The following is a 24,280-nucleotide window of genomic DNA, read 5'->3' on the forward strand; positions in this document are numbered from 1 at the left end:
ATATTTTTGTATTTTTAAAGGAATCAAGAGCGGTGAGATTGTGCTGTGAATTTTGCAGGCGTACGAATAGTACTCCGAAAATTCACAGTGTAAGATTGCCGATTATAACTCTTTTAGTCGTTTTTTCCACTCTTTTTCGAATTTCTTTCGCTTAATATATGAGAGCTTTTCGATGAATACCTTACCATCCAAATGATCCATCTCATGTTGCATAGCGATAGCAAGGAAATCATTATCTTCTATAACCTGTTTGTTTCCATCTCTGTCAAAATACTCCACTTTGACATGTTTTGCACGCTCCACATCTTCATAGACACCGGGAATGGACAAACACCCCTCTTGGAACTTTGTTGAACCATCTTTTTCTATAATGACAGGATTTATCATCTCTAAAGTATTCTCTTTAGGTTGATCATGTTCTCCATCTTCATTTTCCAGGGGAATATTGATGATCAGTGCCCTTAAGTCAACACCTACTTGAATAGCTGCAAGTCCTACTCCGTTTTTAGCACGCATGGTCTCATACATATCATCAAGCAGATCATGCAGTGCGCCATCAAAAGACTCTACCTCTTTTGAGATGAGCTTGAGTCTCTTATCCGGGTATACTACTATCTCTCTAATCATCTGGCAAACCTAATTAAAGCTCTTCGTTAAAACTTTATCAATAAGACCATACTCTAGAGCTTCTTTTGCAGACATAAAGTTATCACGCTCTGTATCTTTTTCTATCTTTTTAGCTGTTTTACCTGTTTTTTCTGCCAAAATCTCATTGAGTGTATCTTTGAGTCTTTGTATCTCTTGAGCTTGTATCTGAATATCTGTTGACTGCCCCTGCGCTCCGCCTGATGGCTGATGTATCATGATACGTGCATGCGGAAGTGCATAACGTTTACCCTTTGTACCTGAAGCCAGGAGGAATGCTCCCATAGATGCTGCCTGACCGATACAGATCGTTACGATATCTGGCTTGATATAGTTCATTGTATCAAACATAGAAAGGCCCGAAGTGATCACCCCGCCCGGTGAATTAATGTAAAAATAGATATCTTTATCCGGATCCTGTGCTTCAAGAAACAACAGTTGTGCTACGATCGAAGAAGCAACCTGATCGTTGACTTCCCCACTCAGCATTATGATACGGTCTTTAAGCAGTCGTGAATAGATATCATAAGATCTTTCACCTCTGCCTGTCTGTTCTACAACGTATGGAATATAACTCATGTTTTTTCCTTTAATAATATATAGTTAAATAGATTTTATAATCAACTCAAATATACACTTTATTGGTTAATGAAGGAGCTATAAACGACAAACTATTGTCGTTTACTTACGCTTCTTATTTATCTAAACCTAAAAGTTTTCCAAAAAGTTTATCTTCAATCATACCCATTTTTACAGCTGGGAGAAGATTGTTATCTTGGTAATATTTGATCACTTGCTGAGGATCCTGACCACTCATCATCGCTTCGTAGTAGATCGCTTGAGATACTTCCTGATCTTCTACATTTACTTCTTCTTTTTTAGCCAATGCATCCACAATGAATGTTGCTTTCACACTATTTTGTGCTTCTTCTCTTACCTCATCACGAAGTGCTTCTACTTTTTCAGGATTTTCCTGATACTCTTTAAGCTCTTCCTCTTTCATCTCTCTTGCTTTTGCATTGATCTTCGCATCGATCTCCTGCTCAACAATATTGTTTGGAAGTGCAAAATCAAAGTGTGCTACGAGTGCTTCGATAAGTTTTGGCTTTAACTCTTCGTTATAGATTTTTGATACTTTTTCAGAAACGATCTGCTCTTTGAGTTTATCTTTGAGTGTATCAAGTGTCGCTTTTTCATCTTGAAGAAGTTTTTGTGCCAGTTCATCATTAAGCTCAGGTGTTACCTGTTCTTGGATCTCGTGAAGTTTTACTTTGAATTCCGCTTCTTTACCTGCAAGATCTTTTGACTGATACTCTTCAGGGAAAGTCACTGTTACTGTTTTCTCTTCATCGTACTTCATACCGATGATCTGCTCTTCAAAACCTGGAATGAACTGACCCGAACCGATTTTGAGATTGAATTTTTCAGCTTTACCGCCGTCAAATGCAACACCGTCTACGAAACCTTCAAAGTCGATAAGTGTCATATCTCCGTCTTTTACCATTCTTTTTCTTTTGATCTTTTCAAATGGTGCCTGTTGTGCAGCAATTTCAGTAAGTTTCTCTTCTACTTCTTTCTCTGTTGCTTCCGGCTTTTCGAATGCAGGAACTGCTTTTTCATACCCTTCTGCTTTTACATCAGGTCTTAGAGATAACTCTAATTCTACCTCTATCTTGTCATCCTGCTTATCATACTTTTTGAAAATAGGCTCTCCGATGATCTCTGCCGCATTGATCCCTGCTTCTTTGATACCAAGATCCATAAGTGATTTCAAAGCATCCGATTCGGCATCCTGTCTTAGTTTATCACCGTGAAGTTTTTTCACAACATGTGGAGGTACTTTACCTTGTCTGAATCCGTCCACTTTCATCTGCTTCCCGGCTTCTCTTGCAAGCCTGTCAACATTCGTTTCTATTACACTATTTTCAATAGTACCGCTTACCAATATATTGGCATCATCAATTTTCTTTACTGTAACTTTCACTACAATCCTTTTATATATAATTCCGTGATTTTATCTAAAAATTGTTAAAACCCTAATAACATCAAAAAATACTCCCCATTTACAGAATATAAAAAAGTGTATAATAACATGCATATAAGGGAGAAAGATGCTACGCTACAGGCTCACAGAATTAGATATATTCAGAGGGTGGGCTATCCTGCTTATGATCGTCTATCACTTTAGTTACGATCTCAACCATTTTGGGGTTATTCATATCGATATGGATCATGAGCCTTTTTGGGTCTATGCACGCTATGTGATCGTAACAATGTTTTTACTCAGTGTCGGGATAAGTCTGGCACTCGCACATACACCTGCGATACAGTGGCAAAAAATGCGTAAGCGTACACTCCTCTTAGGCGGTGCCTCTTTACTTGTAAGTATAGCAACTTACTTACAATTTCCTCATACATGGGTCTATTTTGGTATCTTGCATTTTATTTTAGTCGCTTCTTGGTTAGGGTTACTCTTTTTACCTTATCCTCTCCTTGCACTTTTGACTGCACTTGTTATCTTCCTTGGTTCAGCGATGGGGTGGCTGCATATGCATGGGCTCTTTTCTCTGCTGCAAACCCCTTTACATCTCCCGTCAGGTTATACACAGGATGTGGTACGACTCTTTCCCTGGTTTGGTGCCGTATTGATGGGAATTGTCTTTGTCTCTTACAATGTACATACCAAACTGCTCAAAAATACTTTTTTCAGCCCACATACTTCACCCAACAAAGTACTTGCATTTTTTGGTCGGCATGCATTGGTCATATACCTCATCCACCAACCCATACTTTTTGGATTGTTTTCACTCTTTCATTAGGCTATAATCCCACATGCAGAAAATCCACCAAAAAATCCATGACTGGTACCAAAATCACGGGAGACTTGACCTTCCGTGGCGTATGGCTACTGACCCTTATCACATATACCTTTCTGAAGTAATGCTGCAGCAGACACAAGTGAAAACTGTTTTGGAGCGTTACTATTTTCCTTTTTTAGAGAAGTTCCCTACACTTCAAGCTCTGGGTGATGCTCCTCTTGATAATGTATTAAAAATGTGGGAAGGCTTAGGGTATTATAATCGTGCAAAAAATTTACATAAGACTGCTACACTTATAGATGAATTGCCTCAAAGTATAGAGGAACTCATTAAACTTCCAGGCATAGGTAAAAATACGGCTCATGCTATAGCTACCTTTGCTTTTAAGCAACCCGTCACTATTATGGAAGCTAATGTTAAACGTATACTCTGTCGTCTAAATAAACTAAAAACTCCTAATGACAAAGAGTTATGGGAAATCGCTTATACTTTAGTAGACAAAGAAAATCCTTTTGACTACAACCAGGCGATGATGGATATAGGAGCAACTATCTGTTCACCTAAAAATCCAAAGTGTAATATTTGTCCTTTGGCTGATATCTGCAAAGGCAAGGATGAACCTGCCCTTTACCCTGCCAAGAAAAAAAGAGTGGTGCCTACACGTAAACAAAACATACTCATCCATATCTATGATGATAAACTTTCCCTCTCACAAAGAGAAGGAAAGTTTCTTCATGGTCTTTGGGGCTTTGAAAGTATTGAGACGGCACCCTGTGCGGCTGAATCCATAGGAGAAGTTACTCATACTTATACACATTTCAAACTACTGTGTAACGTCTATGTTTATTATGAAACAGTACCTGAAAAAGCAGATTATTTCAGTATCGAAGAGATACAGGAACTAGCCATCTCCAAAGTCGATGAAAAAATAGTAAACCTGTTTAAAGATCAATCAAGATACTTACAATCCTTTTGATCCACATCAAACTGAAACAACACTTTTTTACTTACTGCACTGGTATAGACATAAGAGATATCAATACCGCTTTGCAAAAATCTTTTTGAAGAGTTGCAAATACCCGTAGTTACTGCTCTTTTCATGCGTGATTTATCTTCTTTAATAATGGCTTCATCACTTTTTGCCCCTGTATTGATCTCAAAGACATACACCAGTGTCTGCTCTTTTGCCTCGATCTTTACAAGTTGTGTATAGTCATCTACCTTTTGCGGCAACTGTTTGGACATATCGGATGCAGCCATTTTGATGACATTTTGATTTTGCAGATAAACCTTATCTGATATCTCATCAGCAAAAAGTATCATATTGAGCAGGAACGAACTTAAAATAATTAAAAGTGTTTTTGACATAGTTTCCTCTTATTTTTAATTTGGATATAATTTTACTATAAATTACATTACAGGTTAAGAAATAATGAACAAAGAAGAAGAATTTGAACAAGCCGTCATCAAGGTCCTTGAACTCTTAGGAGAAGACCCTAAACGGGAAGGACTACTTAAAACACCTAGCCGGGTAGCAAAAGCCCTGAAGTTTCTTACAGAGGGGTATAGCCAAGACCCTAAAGAGATACTTAATCAAGCACTTTTCACTACGAGTAATGATGAGATGGTACTTGTACGTGACATTGAGTTTTACTCCATGTGTGAACACCATATGTTACCCATCATCGGACGTGTACATGTAGCATACATCCCTGATGGTAAAGTCGTAGGTCTCTCCAAGATCCCTCGTATTGTCAATGTCTATGCAAGACGTCTGCAGATACAAGAACAGATGACAGAGCAGATCGCTGATGCTATCTTGGAAACTATCAAGCCTAAAGGTGTCGCTGTAGTTGTACATGCCCGCCATATGTGCATGGAGATGAGAGGCGTGCAGAAGATAAACTCTACGACTGTCAGCTCTGCACTCCGTGGACTTTTCAAGAGTGACGAGCGTACAAGAAATGAGTTTTATAATCTCATCAATACCCCAACACCTTCAAATTTCTAGATCTATTTTTTCAATAACCAAGAGAGGGCTTTGTCTCTCTCTTTGAAAAACTTTGATTTTCCCTTCATTAAATGGCTCATCATCCCGGCAGATGTCTCTTCCCACTTTTTATTTCCGACAATTGCTATTTTATTAAAGGCATTGCGGTGTTTCACACCAAACTTAAAATCATCCCAGACAGCCAAAAATTTCCAACCTTTGAAAGCGCTCATATCAACCAAAAGATCTGTCTCTAAACCTTTTGCCTCTTTTAATGCTTTATCTATCATTGGTACAAAGATCTGATAATCTTTATGTGTCAACTTGCCAATCATTGAGATTTCTATAAAAAGTCTCTTTTTGCTTCTCTTAATAGCGATGCCAATACCATGTTCTTTTATCACTTTTGCCATTACAAACCCTTTTTATCAAATTGATCTTATAGTGATTATATCATAGAAGCGCATTCACTTAACGGATTGATACAAATCAAGTGAACATAACCTAATTCGGAGTATAATCCTCCTCTTTAATTTGTACTTTTATGTTATTTTAAGAAAAACTGCGTAATATGCAGAAAACTAATTAGGACTAAAATTGTCTTAATTAAAATGAATATCGTTCTCAAAGGAAATTTATGAGAGTCTATTTAGACAATAATGCAACAACCATCGTTGATCCGCATGTATTTGCTGAAATGGAACCTTACTTTGTACAAAAGTATGGCAATCCAAACTCACTGCACTGTTTTGCCAGTGATACACATCCGGCTATTAAACAAGCCATGGAAAAGATATATGCAGGTATCCATGCACCTAAAGAAGATAGCGTCGTTATCACATCATGTGCAACAGAGAGTAACAACTGGGTACTTAAAAGTATCTACTTCCAGTACATTTTAACCGGTAGAAAAAATCATATTATCGTAAGTGAAGTAGAACACCCTTCAGTCATCGCTACTGCAAAGTTCATAGAGAGTATGGGTTGTAGAGTAACGTATCTGCCTATCAACAGTGAAGGTCTTGTTGACGCACAAACTGTAAGAGATAACATTACTGACAAAACAGCACTGGTCTCTGTCATGTGGGCGAACAATGAAACAGGAGCTATATTCCCTGTTGAAGAGATAGGTAATATTTGTGCAGAGCATAATGTACTTTTCCATACTGATGCTGTACAAGCCATAGGTAAAACCCCTGTAGATGTACAGAGTTTCAATGTGGACTACCTAACATTCTCAGCACATAAATTCCATGGACCTAAAGGTGTAGGTGCATTGTATATCAAGAAAGGTAAAGAGCTTATACCTTTGCTTCACGGTGGCTCACAAATGGGTGGATACCGTTCAGGTACGCTCAATGTCCCAGGTATCGTAGGCATGGGTAAAGCAATGGAACAAGCTGTAGATGCTCTGGATTTTGAGATGAGTGATGTCAGAGAGATGAGAGATGCATTTGAAGATGAACTTCTCAAGATCAAAGATACATTTGTTGTAACGCCTAGAGAAAAAAGAACACCAAACACCATCCTCATCTCATTTAGAGGTATCGAGGGTGAATCGATGCTATGGGATCTTAACCGTGCCGGTATCGGTGCAAGTACCGGATCTGCATGTGCAAGTGAAGACCTGGAAGCAAATTCCGTTATGGAAGCCATCGGTGCAGCGGAAGACTTGGCACATACAGCCATACGTTTTTCACTAAGCCGTTATACTACGCAGGAAGAGCTTAATTACACACTGGAGACAGTAAAAACAGCCGTTGAAAGACTTAGAGGCATCTCTAGCTCTTACGCTTATGCACCTGAAGGTCACGAGAGTGGTTTGGACGCAGGACATTAAATCTGCTTATTTAAAACCGATGCTTTAGCTTCGGTAGAAAACTACAGCAGTAAAAAAGATACAAATAAGAGCGAAGCTAAAGCATCGCTTCCGAAAAGATAGATAAAGGAAAAATTATGGGAATGGATAATTTAATCGGTGGTACCATCTGGGATGAGTACAGCCAAAAAGTAACAGACTTAATGAACAACCCCAAAAACATGGGTGAAATTACGGAAGAGCAGGCAGAAGCAATGGGTGCAAAACTCATCGTAGCAGACTTTGGTGCAGAGAGCTGTGGAGATGCAGTAAGACTCTACTGGGCAGTTGATCCTAAAACAGATATGATCTTAGAGTCAAAATTCAAAAGTTTCGGTTGCGGTACAGCCATAGCCTCCTCAGATACTATGGCAGAACTTTGTAAAGGTAAAACCGTAGATGAAGCTGTAAAGATCACCAATATCGATGTAGAAAACGCGATGCGTGACACACCTGATGTCCCGGCAGTTCCGCCTCAGAAGATGCACTGTTCTGTTATGGCTTACGATGTCATTAAAAAGGCCGCTGCACAGTACAAAGGTGTAGATATGGAGAGTTTTGAAGAGGAGATCATCGTATGTGAATGTGCACGTGTATCTCTCTCTACACTTAGAGAGGTGATCCGCCTTAATGATCTTACTACGGTTGAGGAGATAACAGATTATACCAAAGCAGGTGCTTTCTGTAAATCATGTATCCGTCCTGGCGGTCATGAGGAGAAAGATATTTATCTTGTAGATCTTCTTGAAGAGTATGAAAAAGAGAAGATGGCAAGTGCTGCTGATGCCTCTGCAAGCGGAGCAGGTCTGGACTTTGCCCAAATGACCATTGTGCAAAAACTCAAAGCTGTAGATAAGGTCATTGATGACAATATCCGTCAAATGCTTATCATGGACGGTGGAGATATGGAGATCCTGGACATTAAAGAGAACGGTGCTAATTTTGACATCTATATCAGATACCTGGGTGCATGCAGCGGATGCGCAAGTTCAAGTACAGGTACACTTTTTGCTATTGAGAATATCCTTAAAGAAAAACTTGATGAGAATATCAGGGTTTTACCTATCTAATATGTTTACTGTGCGGGCAGAAGATGCCCGCATACTACTTTGTAAATACTCTGACCACTCCTCTTAAAAGCACAAAAACCACATAAACAACCACCGTAAAGACCAATGGATGCAGTGCACCTATACCATATGCTCCGGCCGACGGAAGAGCTATAAGATGTTCAACAGGATGAGAAGTCCACTCTTTAAAATGCATACCGATTGCTAAAAACAGAAAAATACCTGTAAATATCGTTAATTCTTTTTTCATAATAAAATTCCCTTGTAAAATATGGCATAATCATATCGAAATAATAACCTTAGTTCAACAGTATAACATGCTCACAGAAGCTAAAGAGAGGGTAAAATTTGCCTTGTCTATAAAAAACCTCATAAAGCTGTGACTATGTTATACTGTTGAACTCAGGTTAATACAATTATTATAGAGATATCCCTAAAATATATGCTTATAATAGTTATAATATGTACTAAACTAAAAGGTTGTATCTATATGATTAATAAAGAACAGATTCAGGAAAAACTTACTCAAGTCATCTATCCCGGTTTTACAAAAAATATTATGGATTTTGGTTTCGTTAAGGAGATCATCATTCAAAACAATACTGTTTCCATACACTTGGATATTCCTTCCTCTGCCGAGGAAATAGAAAATCAGCTTCGTGAGGAGATCAGCAAACGACTCTCTTTTTTAGGTGAATTTCAGACAGAGATATCTGTCACCAAACCCAAAATGCCGAGAGAAACAAGTTCACATGGCAAAAATGTACTGCCCAACATTCAAAACTTTGTAATGGTAAGTTCCGGGAAAGGCGGTGTAGGAAAATCTACTACCACGGTCAATCTTGCCATTGCTCTTGCACAGCAGGGTAAAAGGGTTGGGCTGCTTGATGCAGATATTTACGGACCAAATATCCCAAGAATGATGGGTATAGAGGGCAAACAACCTGTTTTCCTGGGAAAAACCATTAAACCTATTTCAGCACATAACATTAAAGTCATGTCTATTGGCTCTTTGGTAGAACGAGGGGCTTCACTCATTTGGAAAGGGGCAATGGTCACTCAAGCCATCGAACAGATGCTTGAAGATATAGAGTGGGGCAGTCTGGATGTATTGCTTTTTGATATGCCTCCCGGAACCGGTGATGCTCAACTGGCACTTGCCCAAAGTCTGCCTGTCACTTCCGGAGTATGTGTCACTACCCCTCAAAAAGTAGCTCTGGATGATACGATCCGCAGTATGGATATGTTTACTCAGCTTCATATCCCTATTGCCGGTATTGTAGAAAATATGAGTGGTTTTATCTGTCCGGACAGTGGTAAAGAGTATGATATTTTTGGGAAAGGTACAACCCAGCCCTTGGCTGATAATTACAATACTGAAGTTTTGGGTGAGATACCTATAGAACCTGCCATTAGAGAGGGAGGAGACAGTGGACTGCCTATCACTGTTTTAGCTCCAAATTGTGAAACATCTAAGCGTTATCAAAAGATAGCCAGTAAACTTTGGGAAAAACTACTTGCAGTGAATGAAGAAGGTGGAGTAAATAATGAGGAGATACAGCCTACAATTTTTTAGGATATATAAATAAAAGAGAAGGTGGCACTCTACCACCTCCTATCAAAATAAGTAAGTAAAACCTCACCTATTAATGATGCTCATCTTCATCCAAATTGAATGCTCTTGTACCCACATAATAGAGTAAAATACAAAGACCCAATCCGCCTAAAGAGATCATGATCTCTGTTACTGAAGGGAAATAATGAATCCATTCTGGTGACAATTGATACTCTCTTATTTTCATCATTTGAAGCGGTTTAAGTTGTGTATCATGCACAAGATTGTATCTCATAAAGAAGATCCCGACCATACCACTTAATGATGCCCAGAACATAAGAACCGGACTTTTCCCAAAATCTTTCAAAATAACAAGTAGAGGAATGATCATTGCCAAGATCACTTCCGTCCAAAATGAACCTGAACCCAAAATATGCACTGCTACTTCAGCACGGTTCGGCATACCGCCATATATATCTGTCAAGAGTTTCCATGTTACAAAAAAGATCAGGATCGAGATCAATAACCCTTGAATCTTAGCCAGACCTTCCAAAAGCTTTTTCGTTTTTTCGTTAAAATTCAATTTATATCTGAATCCCATAATAATGAAAGATAAAAAGATACCTGTAATGAATGCTGTCAAAATAAAATATGTCGGATAGAACACACCTTGTGAAATGGTTCTGGCATTCAAGAATCCAAATACAGACCCGAGGTTAGAGTGTGCTGCAAGACCCACAAGCAGACCAGTTAAACCAAATACTTTAGCTTTTTTCATATCATTATTTAAAAGAAAATAAAACTCAATGATCATAAATGTCAAATAAAGACCATAAAGTGTACCCATCCACCAGATAGCCGATGTTAAACCTGGGCTTAATACATTGTAGATCATCATCGTTACCGGGTGACCAATCTCAAATGCAATAACCGTAAATCCTGCCAAAATCGTAACGATCGAACCAAAAATAGCTCTTTTGGAGATCATAGTAAAGTCTTTAAACCCAAATACATCTCCAAGTGAACCAACGATACAAAAACCTGTTGAACTAACCACAAAGAAGATATACACAGCGATCAAGAGTCCCCATGGGTGTTCTCTTGTAACATTATAAGCATGATGTCCATGCAGTAAGTAAGTTGCAACACCAATTACCAACATAGCCAACATTGCTAAAACGGATACAGCTACCAAAATATTGACAGGAGTTTTCTCGAAAGCTAAAATCGATTTTAATGAAAAATCTTCTTTTAGTGGAATATTAATAGGACCTATTTTCATTCTATACTCCTTATGTTAGATAAAATAATTTTGGTTTAGTACCAAGATTGGCTTTGAGACTAAAGTGTTCTCTAGTTCTAAGCAGTTCGCTAATCTCACTGTCATAATCATCAAGATCACCAAAAGTTCTCACTTTTGTCGGACAGGTGTTTTGACATGCCGTAGTAGTTTCTCCTCGTGCGAGTCTCGTGTCTGAACAGAAAGTACATTTATCTACCGTCATTGTTCTGTCATCTACATAACGTGCATCATAAGGACAGGCATTCATACAGTAACTACACAAAATACATTTATCACTATCAACTCTTACCACATGATTTTCATCATAATAGGTTGCATTGGTCGGGCATACCTCCTGACAAGGAGCCTCATCACAATGCTGACACTGACTTGGTAAAAAAGCTGCTGAAGCAATATCCAAAAGGGGCCACTCACCTTTTACATCATTCGAACCTACCCAAATCCTATGTTTATCTGCACCAAGAAGTACGCCGTTCTCTTCTTTACAGGCAACTTCACACGCTTTACAGTTAATACAATTCTTATAATCTAAAGCCATTCCATATCTTGCCATGATTACACCTTTCTTATTTCTACATTGGTTTCATGCATTGATGCTGCACCATAGACAGGCTCTATTACATCTTCAATCACAGCATTGTCATTTCCACCATTTTTATAAGCCCAAGTCAAGGCTTCACTCTCTTCACCGAATCCGTGTACAAAGAAAACCGTTTTAGGACCGACTTTTTCTGTCGGATAAGCTTTAAGCTGTGTTCTTCCTGTACGGCTCGAAATTTCTACTTTATCTCCAAACTTAATACCTTTTTGCTCTGCTACACGTCTGTTGATCCAAACATAATTTTCAAAGATCAGGTCTCTAAGCATTGCATTGTTGGCTGTACCACTTTGTGTAAATTGAGCATGACGTCCTGTAAGCATTCGGAATTTTCCTTCCAGTACCGAGAAATTATATTCATCTTTCCACACAGGCATAGGATCAACACCTTTTTTAGCCAGGTTAGGAAGGTTACATTCTACTTTTTCGCTATGCGTTTTAGGTTTTCCGCCATTGACTCTGTAGGCTTTCTCTTTTTCAGGATAATACTGATGTTCATTTGCTGAGATCTGTTTAAAGAATTTATCCATATTCGGATAGAAGACTCCATGCTCCTTAAGTGCTTTAACCGCTTCTTCACCATAGACACTCTCTACCATATGTCTGTTGACCTCTTCTTGAGAATGTTCAAATGGTTTGGTCAGATCAAACTCTGCATAAACTTCCGCCTCACTGGAGTCCTTGATCTCTTCCTGAACATCTTCATCATATTTTTTAGTGATTTCAAAAAGCGGTTTAGAGATCTTTTCAGTCAATCCTCTCATAATGTCCATGACCGGTTTAGTCTCAAACATAGGATCAACTACTTTGTTTCTCTGAGCAATAGACGGTTCTACACCACCAAATGTTTTCACCGGATCAGTTCGTTCAAGATAGGTACATTCTGGAAGTACCACATCTGCATACATTACCGTATCACTTGGCATAGTATCTATTGCAACCACTAATTCCATTTTTTTCAGCATTTGAGCTGTTTTCTCTGTATTTGGCATATTCATCATTGGATTATGTTTGTAACAGAACATACCTCGTACTTTATATGGCATACGATCTTCCAAAAATCTATTTCTCCATGCAATCCATGAACCACCACCACTGACTACAGCACAATCCGCATAACCGGGATGTCCTTTTTTAGGGTGTTTTATTTTATCTACAGCTCTTGCTTCTGCTCTTGCATAAATAGGCTCCAACCCTTCATGCTTACCTAATTTAAGTTTCTTACCAAAAACCAGACCACCTTTGGTATCGATACCGCCACTGAGTCCCTGAAAGATCGCCATAGCACGACGAAGCTGGAAATCATTATTGGCAAAGGTACTTCTTCTTCCCGGATAATATACAGCTTTTGGTGCATGCGCCATAAATTCTCTGGCTATCTTATAAATATCTTTAGCTCTGATACCTGTAATTTTTTCTGCCCACTCCGGTGTATATTTATTATCAAGCACACTCTTCTTATACTCATCAAAACCATTGAAGTTTTCAGCTACATATTTTTGATCATAAAGCTCTTCGGTAAGTACAACATAAGTCAATGCCAAAACAAATGCAAGATCCGTTCCAGGGTTGATCGCCAACCACTTATCAGCTTTTGCTGCAGTATTGGTAAATCGTGGATCAATACAAATAAGTTTTGCGCCTCTTCCCTTGGTTCTTTTAAAAGCATCCATAGTATCAGGTGTTACAATTGCTTCTGCCCTGTTGGCTCCTGCCATAATAATATATTCTGCATTTTCCAGATCAGCTGCTGCATAAGCACCTAAAGTGACTCCATAACCCGATACAACTGTTTGAAGACAAAGTGATGCATGGTTTAACCAGTTAGATGAACCAAACGCAGAAAAAAATGTCTTAAAAGTATGTTCTGCCATACCTTCACCGGCACAAAACAGAAATGATGAACGGTTATCTTTCTCTTCTTCAAGAATTTTACCCATACCCGGAAATTTATCTGTACCATTTAAAATAGCTTCGTAGGCCTCTTCCCATGAAACTCTTTTAAATTTTCCTTCTCCTTTTTCCCCTATTCTGATCATCGGATATTTTAAACGATCCGGATCATAAAGGGCTTGAATTCCCGCATTCCCTCTTGGACATAACATATTCTTTGATTTAGGGAACATTGGATTTGGATTTAGTTTAGTCACTATTCCATTCTCTACTCTGGCAACTGCAGCACATTTATTAACACACATTTCACACAATGTTGCAACTTCTGTAGCTTTACCTGTTCCTGTTTTTGTTGTAACGGTTAATTCACTTTTTTCTTCATGACTGTCATGTCCGCCAAAAAGATTGGTCACCCCTACACTTGTTCCACCAACGATACTTAAAGCAACACTACCCTGAAGAAATTTCCTTCTAGATACTTCAACCTGCATTAGGTACTCCTCCTTACTATTAAAAATATATCATTTATTAAATAGAAGCAAAAGCCTCCTATTCATAAATTTGTGTTATATGTTATAGTAGTTTACCTTATATAAGTATGATTTAGATCAAGAATTAACGTTTTTTTTAAAAAACTATGTAGTTTTTTCGTCAAAATAGTTATACTAGTGATAAAGTATATTCATATCATCCAGATTACCATATTCAAAATCTTTATGACATGCTATGCAATTTGATTTGTCTTTAATCTTTTTTTCTTTAAATACTGATCTTGAAATATCCTTATGTGTCTCTCTCCAATAAGGTGTCTTTGTAATGGCCTTTGGTCTTCTCTTTTCAAGAGAATTCATTATTTTGACTGCTGCTTCACGTGTACTGCTTTCCCCTGCATTTTGTGTTAAAAATTCTAAAATGGATGCCTGTTGAGACTTGGTAATATTCGCCTCTGTGATCTTTTCACCAAAATGATTATCCAATGCACCCATAATTCGTATCCATGATCTCTTTGGAAGAAGATAAGGAGGATAGATATTATGACAATCACTGCATTTTTCATAAAAAACAGGGTGCAGCTCTTCATAATCAATATTGGTATATTTTTGTAAAGTTAGAAAATTGTAATTACTGCTGATAATAAAAAAGTAGGTTCCAATAGCAATAAAGATCATCATATAAGAGAAAAAACTTAATAGCGGTTTAACTTCAGTATCTTCACCCTCTATTTTTTTATATCCCGTTATCATAGCAAAAACCATTCCTGTTTTATGCCAAAACTGCTCTACCATGACACCTGATATATGAAGAACAACCCATGCAGCAAAAAGATAAGAGGCATATTTATGGATCATATCTAAAATAAACATATATTGACTATATTGACTATATTGACTATTTAAATCTCTAAATAGACCTTTCCCCTCTTGAATACCATATAACAATAGTCCGGATATTACAATAACAGTACCGACACCCAATGCCCATACAGTAAACCAACTGGAGGCGGGATTGTGCCCTGCCGGTATCTTTCTCCATCTATTTTGTATTTTTTCAACAAAATAGTGCTTTAACTGTGAGGGTCTGAGTTTAAAAGTATTAAAAGTTGCATATCTGGGACCGATAATACCCCAAATGATCCTGTAGATAATAATGATGAAAAAAATAAAACCAAAAGCTACATGATTATGTAGCATATTTTCATGAAAAGAGGTGATAAATGCTGCTGTAAAAGAGAAAGCCATCATCCAATGGATAATTCTGGTACCGATAGGCCAAACAAATACATACCCCGATTTTTTATTCATTGTATTATCCAATAATTTATAATTATAATATTCATAAGACTATCATAACTTAATATAAAAATAGTTGTAAATCGATAAATAAGCAAAAGTATTGAAAGGAGATACAGAGAAGAAACTCTCTCTCCTCTGACCTGTAGTGTTAGTGTGCCGGACTGCTTTCCGGAGCTTCTGCCGGAGCTGTTTCTGCTGCTGGAGCAGGGGTTTCAACCACTGGAGTTGCTGTTTTTGGAGCTTCTCTTTTATAGAAGCTCTTCTCAATATACTCAGCCATTGCTTTAGGATCATAGTCATATCCTTTTTCTAAAAGCTTTTGCATATTGTGCTCCATAATATCATGTTCTGTTCCGGAAGACTGGTTCGTACCACCGTTTTTAACATCATAAAGATCCAACTCAAGTTCACCTGCCTGTCTATCATTAAGTGCAGGGGTTTTTTTCTCAGTTAAACCCTCAGCATTTTTACCATGGCATTTCACACATGATTGAGCATAGACTTCTGCCGGTGTTTTACTGTATGTTTTTGCCTCTGATGAACTTGGTATGTCATTACCACATCCACTCAATCCAAAAAGTGTTGCTACTGATAAGAGTACAATTGTTGTTTTTTTCATATATTTCTCCTTCTCTTCTTTTATGCTCTACCGGAAAGCATACCGTATTGTGTCATAGGTTTAAGTGCATAGACTTTGAGCAGCCACCAGATCCATCTCTCTTTTGTTGGGTCAAGTGGGAATGAAGGAGTTGGTTTTTTACTCCAATCAAACTCTGCAAGCATAACCGTACCAATACTAGTGATCAATGGACAAACTGTATATCCGCCATACTGTGCTGTAGGCTCTTTACCATTCATCATAGAGATAATATTATCAACAACTACTTTATATTGTTTTCTAGCTGATCCACCTGTTTTACCCATTGGCACCGCAGCAATATCTCCCAATGCATATACATTTGGATACTTCACATGCTGAAGTGTCTCTTTATGTACAGGTACCCATCCTTTAGCTGAACCTACAGGAGAATTAGCGATCTCTTCCGCTGCTTTCATCGGTGGTGTAATATGAATGAAGTCAAACTCTTTTTCTACTGTTTCACTTCTTGGTACAATTGAATACTCTTCAAGATCCTCATCCCATGCACCTTTCTCTTTCCAATGTCTGTTAAATGTAGCAATTTTTTTCACCGGATCCACAGCAATAAGATTATGTCTGTAGTTCCATTTCATATCTCTTGCTTCAAATTGATTTACAATCGCATCATGATACTCTTTCACACCAAACATTTTACTACCGTTCGGATAGAATGTCAGTTCTGCATTGTCTCTTGCTCCTGCTTCTCTAAGTCTTGCATCTGTAAGATACATGATCTTTTTAGGAGCTCCACCACATTTAATAGGTGTATTTGGGTGTGTAAAGATACCTTTTACTTTTTTGCCGCTCTTTGCATCAGCAATGAATTTCTGCATCTCTGTCCAAGTATCTTTTGCACCTTCCTGGAAATAAATAGAAGCAATCCCGTTTTTACCTACTACTTTACTTACAGGAGAGTGATCTCCTGTTGAAGTAATCGTACTTTCGATCCCAAGACCTTTAATACGTGCATAATCAAGTTTAAGTCCTGCAGCAATGACCATATAGTCATATTTGACTGTCTTTCCGCCACTTGTTTTTACTGTATTGTTCTGAGGATCAAACTCAACCGCTTTCTCTTTAATGACAGTAACACCACTTGGAATAAAATCATCAGTGTTATACATTACATCTTCTTTTTCCCAGATACCGGCACCTACAAGTGTCTGACCCGGCTGATAAGAAGTTGCCAGCTTACCTGGTTCTATTACAGTGATATCCGGATTATCCAAAGAATTGGTCAATCTTGCTGCTGTTGACATACCGGCCAATCCTCCACCAATAATCAATATCTTGGCTTTTGCCGCACTGCTGCTTGCATTTGCCTGGGTTGCTGCACCGCTTGCCATAAGCATAGCAGCACCACCTGTACCAAACATCTTCATCGCATCACGGCGTGAGATACCTTCATTTTTGAAATGTGCATCGATGAGTTCCATGCCCTCTTTTAGCATTTTTTTATCCAAAACTACTCCTTTATATTGTTCATAGTCGTGTATTTTACATAAATTAATATAAATATTTATTAAAAATATAATAAATATTATTTATACTATTTATACAAATATTTATTATAATCTAATATAATAATTCTTTTATAAAAATACTATTTTTATTATTGTACTATTATCTTATCTACAATAATCTGTAATGTAACATTGCCTCTGAAATGATTTTCATTCACCGTATAAACAATATCCACTTTAGCTCCTACTTCAAACACTTCTTTAGTTTTAAACTTCACACCTTGCATTACAAGACCCTCTTGTGCAAAAGAGAAACGTATATGTTCACCCTCTTTACCCATAGTATCTGATTGAAGTATTTCTACATTTTTTGAAATAAATTTCGGTGTAGGATTTCCTTGTCCATAAGGTTCAAATTTTTTAACCAGCCTAGTCAAATCAAAACTAATATTAGAAAAATGCAATTCACCTACTATCTCAGGATCAAGCTCTTCTTTAAGATAATTACCATTGAGATAACTTGCTTGTAATTTCTTTTTAAACACTTTTAACTGATTTTTATGCATACTCAAACCTATGGCCGCCTGATGTCCGCCAAACTTCTCCAGATATTCCCTGCAATTATCAACAATACTAAAAAGATCACAGTTACCAAAGCTTCTACCGCTTCCTTTGAGTAAACCCTCATTACTTTGTGTCAGTACAATACAAGGTTTTTCACATGCTCGTGCTACTCTGGCAGCAACAATACCGACAACACCCTCATGCCACTCTTCCCCTGCTACTACAATGATATCATCTTCCTCTTTTACCTGCATCATTGCTTTTTGTGTTATCTCTTGTTCTGTTGTTTTTCTAAGTGTATTGAAATCAATAAGGCGTTCCAACCTTACTCTGGCATCATAAATATTTGTAGAACTCAAAAAGTCTACTGCAAATGAAGCATCTTCCATACGTCCGGCACTGTTAAGCAGCGGTGCGAGGAAAAAAGCAATATCTTCTGAAGACAGTTCACTTTTTTGACTATGTTCCAAATAAGCCTTTATAGCAGGTTTAGTACTTTTTTCAAGTGCTTTTATCCCTGCAACAACCATGGCTCTGTTAATATGCTGCAGTGGCATCATATCTGCAATAATAGCAATGGAAACCAACTCCAGATATTCCATCATATTGATCTTTATATCCAAAGCATTTTTTAGAGAAGCTATCAGATACCAGGCGATCTGTGCACCACATACATCAGAAAATGGGAAAGTACACTCATTTTGTTTTTGGTTTATAATGGCATAGGCCTCCGGTACTTCCGGTGCAAGAAGATGATGATCTGTAATAATAAGCTCAATCCCCTGTTCCCGACAAAGTTTTGCTGCATAGACTGCTGAAATACCGTTATCCACTGTAATAGCCAGATCTGTTCCCTGTATACGGGGAATAATATTCGCAGAGAGTCCATAACCATCTTTAAAACGATTGGGGATGATCCACTCTACAGGATACTCTATCTCATCAAAAAAAAGTTTCATCAGTGTGGTAGAAGTGACACCGTCAACATCATAATCACCGATAATAGTGATCTTTTCCCTGTTCTTGATTGCAGAGACAATACGTGTGGTTGCTCTGTCCATATCTTTAAAAAGAGAAGGATGGGGAAGATCCTTCAAAGAGAGGAACCCCTCTTTGAAACGTGTATTCAGAAGTGTTTCTAACGCTTTAGGCGTTATGGTTGGATACATCTATTTTTTTTGTTCCATAGATGCTTTTACAAATGCCAAAATAGCAGGATTTGCATTTTGCAGTCTTGAAGTGAATTCAGGATGGAACTGTACACCCAGGAACCATGGATGGTCTACAACCTCTACTGCCTCAATAAGCCCATGTGACTCACCTGTAATATCCATACCATTGGCTTCCAATGCTTTTCTATAACTGGGGTTGGCTTCATATCGGTGTCTGTGTCTTTCATAGATCATACCCGAATCATATGCTGCCCTGAGATTTGAACCTTCTTTTGTCTCGCATTCATATTCACCGAGTCTAAGTGTTCCTCCCATAGGAGAAGTCGTTGTTCTTATCTGTTTTGCTCCACCGGCATCAATAAATTCATCAATAAGATAAATAAGCGGATCAGGTGTATTTTCATCAAATTCTACAGAATTTGCATCTTTAAGCCCAAGTACATTTCTGGCAAATTCTATCATAGAAAGCTGCATACCGAGACAAATACCGAGGAAAGGTATCTTCTCTTCTCTGGCATACTGGATCGCCTGTATCTTTCCTTCTATACCCCGTTCTCCAAAACCCCCTGCAACCAAAATACCGTCACAGTCATTCAGGAATTTTGCTGCACCTTCTTCTTCAACTTTTTCACTGTCCACCCATTTAATATTCACCCTGCTGTCAAGATGTGCACCTGCATGTATAAGAGCCTCCGTCAATGATTTGTAAGACTCTTTGAGATCAAGATATTTTCCGACAAATGCTATTTTTACTTCATCACTTGGCATAATGATCTTATGTACCAAATCAGTCCACTCTTCCATCTTGGGTTGACAATTGTCGAGATCCAATTGTTTACAGATAGGTGTAAGAATATCCTGTCTTAAAAAATTAAGAGGTACCTGATAGATTGTTGATGCATCTTCAGCAACAATAACCGACTCTTCATCTACATCACAACTGTAAGCGATCTTTCGTTTGATTTCAGTCGATACAGGTACTTCTGCTCTGAGTACCAGCATATGGGGAGCAATACCTATACGTCTGAGTTCCTGAACTGAATGTTGTGTCGGTTTTGTTTTAAGTTCACCTGCTGCTTTGATATAAGGAAGCAGTGTCACATGTACATTCATTACATTGGATTTTCCAAGTTCATGTTTCATTTGTCGGATCGTTTCCAGAAAAGGCAGACCTTCAATATCACCTGTTGTTCCTCCAAGTTCTACAATAAGAATATCTTTACCCTCTCCTGCACGGACAATACGTTCTTTTATTTCATTTACAATATGAGGAACCACTTGGATCGTTTTACCAAGATATTTACCTTTACGTTCATTTTCAATTACTGTTTTATAGACCAAACCTGTTGTAAAGTTATTGTTCTGGGTCAGTGAAGTATCTAAAAATCTTTCATAGTGTCCTAAGTCAAGATCTGTTTCTGCCCCATCTTTGGTTACAAAAACTTCACCATGTTCCAATGGGGACATAGTTCCCGGATCTACATTGATATAAGGATCCAATTTAAGTACACCTACTCTCTGTCCTGTATGTTTAAGAAGTGTACCTATACTTGCTGCTGTAATTCCTTTTCCCAATGAACTGAGAACACCACCTGTAACAAAAATATATTTTGTTTTATTTTCACTCATCTAACTTTTCCCTTTGATCTATGCAACGATTGGCATAATAATTGTAATAAAATTGTCGTCTTTTACGATAAACGGCAAACTTGGTTCATTAAATTCTATAGTAAACTCATTTTTATCGATCTGTGAAATGAAATCCAAAATATATCTACTGTTAAAACTTAATTCAAATTTTTCATTTAAACCGGTATTGATCTCTAACTCGGTTTTTGCTTCTACATTATCTGCACTTAAAGAGTTAAAAATAATCACATCGGAAAGAAGTGTCATTTTGATCTCCTGGGAGATTGTAGTAATCATTTTAATAGCATCGATCATCTCTTTTTTAGGAAGAGTAATTGAATGTTTGACTGTAGAAGGAACGATTCTCTGATAATCCGGGAATTTACCGTTAATAAGACGTGTATAGAAAAAATAGTTCTCATTTGTAATAATAAGATTTGTTTCATCAAAGAAAATATCGATCTGATCCAAAAACAGTTTTTGTATTTCCAAAATAGCTTTTTTAGGAACAATTAAAGAAAGTTCCTGATTATTGTTTCCGGGAATAGATGCTATAGCCAGTCTACGTGTATCTGTACCTACAAGATCTGTAGAATCATTTTTAATATTGATAAGAGCACCGTTCAATTCAAATTTCGGATTATTTGTATCTATAGCAGGAGATATTTTTTTAAGATTTTGAATAAGGCTTAAGGAATCCAAAGTAATTTGGGGTTTATCTTCTATGGTTGGAAAAGCAGGATATGAATGAGGATCAAATGTCGGTAATTTAAATTTAGAGTGTTTTTGTTTTATGACCAATGTATTGTCCAACATTTCTAAAACAATCTCATCATCTTTCAATATACGGATAATATCAAGCAGTTTTTTACCATTTGCAGTAAAAGAACCTTCTGATTCGATGACAATATGGTCAGTAACGATCTTTAGACCGATCTCTCCATCAGTAGCCTTTACGATGCATTTATCGTTCTGTGTGTTGAACAATATATGTGAAGTGATCTGGCTAGCATCTTTTTTTTCTAAAAAAGGTTGCAGATTGATGAGTATTGATTCTATAATTTGTTTTTGTGCTCTTATCTTCATAGACTCCCCTTATTTTTAATAATTTAGTACGTAGTAGTAGTTCAACATGAAAATGTGAAAAACCATCTTATTGTCCGTGTTGCCGTTCTTTTATGTGTGTTTAATTTTTTTTAAACATTCACATTTATTCACTTTTAAAATTATATCTTTTTTTTATTCAAGTTTTATAAGTCAATTCTCAAGATTTTGTGTATCAGTATGAATTTTATTTGAGAGTTCTTCCAATAATACTTTAAAGTTCTCATCATTATCTATAATTTCGTTGATTTTTTTCATAGCATGAGAGATAGCCGTATGGTCTTTCATACCGAAATACAGAGCGATTTGAGGCATAGAATTGGGTGTAAGATTACGGGCCAGATAAATAGCGGTTCTTCTTGCATTGACAACATTTTTTGTACGTTTTTTTGACTTGATATCAGAAGGTTTTATATTGAGTTCTTTAGAGACGATCTTAACAATATCATCAATGGTTACGTTCTCTCTTTTCTCTTTGAGTTGATCTTTAATAGCATTTTGTGCAAAATCCAAAGTGATCTCCTGATTGAGCATCGAAGAGAGTGCATTCAGCTTGATGATTGTTCCTTCTATTTCTCGTATATTGTCTCCCATATGTGTAGCGATATAGTTAACGATCTCATTCCCCAGTTTGATACCATCCAATTCACATTTTTTTTGGATAATAGCAATTTTTGTTTCAAGTCCCGGAGGTTGAATATCTGCCATAAGTCCCCATTCGAAACGGCTTTTGAGTCTGTCGACCAATCCGGCGATCTTATTGGGCTGTCTGTCTGAAGTGATAACGATCTGTTTATTGGCATTATAGAGTTCATTAAAGGTATGAAAGAACTCTTCCTGGGTCTGTTCTTTTCTGCTTAAAAACTGTATATCATCGATAAGCAGTAGATCGCATTCTCTGAATTTATCTCTGAATCGGTCCATGGTCTGGGAACGCAGATGGGAAGTAAATGAATTCATGAATTGTTCAAGAGTGGTATAGATAACAGTTTTCCCCAAGTCTATATGATAATTACCAATAGCTTGAAGCAGATGGGTTTTACCCAATCCTACACCACCATAGATAAAGAGCGGATTATATTGTTTTCCGGGTTTTTCTGCGACTGACTTTGCTGTAGTATATGCAAATTGGTTAGAGTCACCTACAATGAAACTGTCAAAGGTAAGGGAGGGGTTCAGGTAGGTACTTTTGGAACTGCTTTTTTCACTGCTTTGTTTGAGTGTTGCTACAGAGGTTTGTTTTGTCTGTTTTCCTACGGTAATTTCTATTTCAGGTTTGACCTCATTTTGAAGTTCAAAAAGATGCATCAGTTTTTCGGTATATTTTGTTTTGACCCATTTTGCTATAAGCATATTGGGTGCATTGAAATAGGCAATATTACTTCTTGAACGTTTGGTATCATAGATCAATTTTTTAATATAGCGTTCATATTCTGTTTCACTGATCTCTTTTTTGAGTTCAAAAAGTACTTTTTGTCCGATATTCATCTTATACTATCCTTGATATTTTTAAATGTGTGAACAGATTTTCACATTTTGAAAGTATTCAAATTCTTAATGTGAATAACTTCCGGTATTTTAGCTAATATAAGCTAAAATAAGGGTATCAAACAGAGTTGAATAATTTTATTCACTATGTGAACAAAGGTGTGAATGAATATTTTAGGAATAGACCCTGGAAGCCGTAATTTAGGGTATTGCATACTATATTGGGATGGGAAAAAGTTTTCACTTGTTGAGGCAGGTTTGCTTAAAATCAAGACCAAAGAGCTGCAGGAACAGATAGTCGAGCTTGTTGAGGGAATTGATCTCATTTTAAAGGCACATCAAATAGATGAAGTGGCCATTGAAGATATCTTTTTTGCCTATAATCCGAAATCGGTTTTAAAGCTTGCACAATTCAGAGGTGCACTTTCTCTGAAAATACTTCAGGAAGTAGGATATTTTTATGAATATACTCCTTTACAAGTGAAAAAAGCAGTCACAGGAAACGGTAAGGCAGCCAAAGAGCAAGTTGCATTTATGGTAAAAAGATTACTGGGTATTAAAAAAGAGATCAAACCGCTTGATATTACAGATGCAATGGCTATTGCATTGACACATCTGCAAAGAGTAAAGATGAGACCCGTTAAATAAATGATACTGGTTTGTCGTTTATAGGGTCGTAACCAAAAGTGATGTCGC

23 protein-coding genes are annotated in these 24,280 nt (G+C 37.3%); 7 read left to right on the top strand and 16 right to left on the bottom strand.

Features of this window, described 5'->3' with window-relative positions; all coding sequences use genetic code 11:
* Positions 1-102 precede the first annotated feature (102 nt).
* From def to tig, 3 genes are all read right to left on the bottom strand, one after another.
* The gene (gene def, locus ACZ48W_RS06475; protein ID WP_464827512.1) at positions 103-627 is read right to left on the bottom strand and encodes a peptide deformylase; all 525 of its coding nucleotides are present in this window, start codon (positions 625-627) and stop codon (positions 103-105) included.
* Between the two features lie 9 nt (positions 628-636).
* Positions 637-1,224 (bottom strand): ATP-dependent Clp endopeptidase proteolytic subunit ClpP, encoded by a 588-nt coding sequence (clpP, locus tag ACZ48W_RS06480; protein WP_464827513.1) that lies wholly within the window; start codon positions 1,222-1,224, stop codon positions 637-639.
* Between the two features lie 115 nt (positions 1,225-1,339).
* Positions 1,340-2,629, bottom strand: a complete 1,290-nt coding sequence (gene tig, locus ACZ48W_RS06485) for a trigger factor (protein ID WP_464827514.1) — start codon at positions 2,627-2,629, stop codon at positions 1,340-1,342.
* Between the two features lie 127 nt (positions 2,630-2,756).
* Here tig and ACZ48W_RS06490 point away from each other — a divergent pair, with 127 nt between their 5' ends.
* Both ACZ48W_RS06490 and ACZ48W_RS06495 read left to right on the top strand, forming a co-directional pair.
* A complete protein-coding gene (locus ACZ48W_RS06490) occupies positions 2,757-3,464 on the top strand; it encodes a heparan-alpha-glucosaminide N-acetyltransferase (RefSeq protein WP_464827515.1) in 708 nt (235 codons plus the stop codon).
* A 13-nt stretch (positions 3,465-3,477) separates the two neighbouring features.
* On the top strand, positions 3,478-4,440 hold the full coding sequence (locus ACZ48W_RS06495; protein WP_464827516.1) for an A/G-specific adenine glycosylase: 963 nt from the start codon (positions 3,478-3,480) through the stop codon (positions 4,438-4,440).
* Here ACZ48W_RS06495 and ACZ48W_RS06500 read toward each other — a convergent pair.
* On the bottom strand, positions 4,413-4,832 hold the full coding sequence (locus ACZ48W_RS06500; RefSeq protein ID WP_464827517.1) for a hypothetical protein: 420 nt from the start codon (positions 4,830-4,832) through the stop codon (positions 4,413-4,415). The genes ACZ48W_RS06495 and ACZ48W_RS06500 overlap by 28 nt on opposite strands.
* Positions 4,833-4,896: 64 nt before the next feature.
* Here ACZ48W_RS06500 and folE point away from each other — a divergent pair, with 64 nt between their 5' ends.
* Positions 4,897-5,475: a GTP cyclohydrolase I FolE gene (gene folE, locus ACZ48W_RS06505; protein ID WP_464827518.1), complete on the top strand. Its 579-nt coding sequence runs from the start codon at positions 4,897-4,899 to the stop codon at positions 5,473-5,475.
* A gap of 2 nt (positions 5,476-5,477) precedes the next feature.
* Here the strand turns inward: folE and ACZ48W_RS06510 are convergent, their stop codons facing one another.
* Positions 5,478-5,867, bottom strand: a complete 390-nt coding sequence (locus tag ACZ48W_RS06510) for a SpoIIAA family protein (protein WP_464827519.1) — start codon at positions 5,865-5,867, stop codon at positions 5,478-5,480.
* Between the two features lie 224 nt (positions 5,868-6,091).
* Here ACZ48W_RS06510 and ACZ48W_RS06515 point away from each other — a divergent pair, with 224 nt between their 5' ends.
* Together ACZ48W_RS06515 and ACZ48W_RS06520 are read left to right on the top strand one after the other, a co-directional pair.
* Complete coding sequence (locus ACZ48W_RS06515) at positions 6,092-7,294, top strand: NifS family cysteine desulfurase (RefSeq protein ID WP_464827521.1); 1,203 nt, start codon at positions 6,092-6,094, stop codon at positions 7,292-7,294.
* A gap of 116 nt (positions 7,295-7,410) precedes the next feature.
* A complete protein-coding gene (locus ACZ48W_RS06520) occupies positions 7,411-8,382 on the top strand; it encodes an iron-sulfur cluster assembly scaffold protein (RefSeq protein WP_464827522.1) in 972 nt (323 codons plus the stop codon).
* Between the two features lie 34 nt (positions 8,383-8,416).
* Here ACZ48W_RS06520 and ACZ48W_RS06525 read toward each other — a convergent pair whose 3' ends face one another.
* A complete protein-coding gene (locus ACZ48W_RS06525) occupies positions 8,417-8,632 on the bottom strand; it encodes a hypothetical protein (protein ID WP_464827523.1) in 216 nt (71 codons plus the stop codon).
* 240 nt (positions 8,633-8,872) lie between these two features.
* Here ACZ48W_RS06525 and ACZ48W_RS06530 point away from each other — a divergent pair, with 240 nt between their 5' ends.
* Entirely contained in the window at positions 8,873-9,958 is a 1,086-nt protein-coding gene (locus ACZ48W_RS06530) for an Mrp/NBP35 family ATP-binding protein (protein WP_464827524.1), read from the top strand.
* A 70-nt stretch (positions 9,959-10,028) separates the two neighbouring features.
* Here the strand turns inward: ACZ48W_RS06530 and nrfD are convergent, their stop codons facing one another.
* The 10 genes from nrfD to dnaA all read right to left on the bottom strand — a co-directional run bounded on the left by nrfD (position 10,029) and on the right by dnaA (position 23,584).
* On the bottom strand, positions 10,029-11,219 hold the full coding sequence (gene nrfD / locus ACZ48W_RS06535; protein WP_464827526.1) for an NrfD/PsrC family molybdoenzyme membrane anchor subunit: 1,191 nt from the start codon (positions 11,217-11,219) through the stop codon (positions 10,029-10,031).
* A 10-nt stretch (positions 11,220-11,229) separates the two neighbouring features.
* Positions 11,230-11,793, bottom strand: coding sequence for a 4Fe-4S dicluster domain-containing protein (locus ACZ48W_RS06540; protein WP_464827528.1), 564 nt, complete (start codon positions 11,791-11,793; stop codon positions 11,230-11,232).
* A gap of 2 nt (positions 11,794-11,795) precedes the next feature.
* Positions 11,796-14,222: a molybdopterin-dependent oxidoreductase gene (locus ACZ48W_RS06545; RefSeq protein WP_464827530.1), complete on the bottom strand. Its 2,427-nt coding sequence runs from the start codon at positions 14,220-14,222 to the stop codon at positions 11,796-11,798.
* A 174-nt stretch (positions 14,223-14,396) separates the two neighbouring features.
* Entirely contained in the window at positions 14,397-15,533 is a 1,137-nt protein-coding gene (locus ACZ48W_RS06550) for a cytochrome b/b6 domain-containing protein (RefSeq protein WP_464827531.1), read from the bottom strand.
* A 139-nt stretch (positions 15,534-15,672) separates the two neighbouring features.
* Positions 15,673-16,143, bottom strand: a complete 471-nt coding sequence (locus tag ACZ48W_RS06555) for a c-type cytochrome (RefSeq protein WP_464827533.1) — start codon at positions 16,141-16,143, stop codon at positions 15,673-15,675.
* Positions 16,144-16,163: 20 nt separating this feature from the next.
* Positions 16,164-17,627 carry an NAD(P)/FAD-dependent oxidoreductase gene (locus tag ACZ48W_RS06560; protein ID WP_464827534.1) on the bottom strand — a complete coding sequence of 488 codons (1,464 nt, stop codon included), beginning with the start codon at positions 17,625-17,627 and terminating at the stop codon, positions 16,164-16,166.
* Positions 17,628-17,776: 149 nt separating this feature from the next.
* Positions 17,777-19,360, bottom strand: coding sequence for a single-stranded-DNA-specific exonuclease RecJ (recJ, locus tag ACZ48W_RS06565; protein WP_464827535.1), 1,584 nt, complete (start codon positions 19,358-19,360; stop codon positions 17,777-17,779).
* Complete coding sequence (locus ACZ48W_RS06570; protein WP_464827537.1) at positions 19,361-20,992, bottom strand: CTP synthase; 1,632 nt, start codon at positions 20,990-20,992, stop codon at positions 19,361-19,363. It abuts the gene before it with no gap.
* Positions 20,993-21,010: 18 nt separating this feature from the next.
* The gene (dnaN, locus tag ACZ48W_RS06575; RefSeq protein ID WP_464827538.1) at positions 21,011-22,078 is read right to left on the bottom strand and encodes a DNA polymerase III subunit beta; all 1,068 of its coding nucleotides are present in this window, start codon (positions 22,076-22,078) and stop codon (positions 21,011-21,013) included.
* Positions 22,079-22,249: 171 nt separating this feature from the next.
* Positions 22,250-23,584 carry a chromosomal replication initiator protein DnaA gene (gene dnaA / locus ACZ48W_RS06580; RefSeq protein WP_464827539.1) on the bottom strand — a complete coding sequence of 445 codons (1,335 nt, stop codon included), beginning with the start codon at positions 23,582-23,584 and terminating at the stop codon, positions 22,250-22,252.
* A gap of 165 nt (positions 23,585-23,749) precedes the next feature.
* Here dnaA and ruvC point away from each other — a divergent pair, with 165 nt between their 5' ends.
* A complete protein-coding gene (gene ruvC / locus ACZ48W_RS06585) occupies positions 23,750-24,232 on the top strand; it encodes a crossover junction endodeoxyribonuclease RuvC (RefSeq protein ID WP_464827540.1) in 483 nt (160 codons plus the stop codon).
* Positions 24,233-24,280: the final 48 nt, after the last annotated feature.

This window comes from Sulfurovum aggregans, from assembly GCF_055385215.1.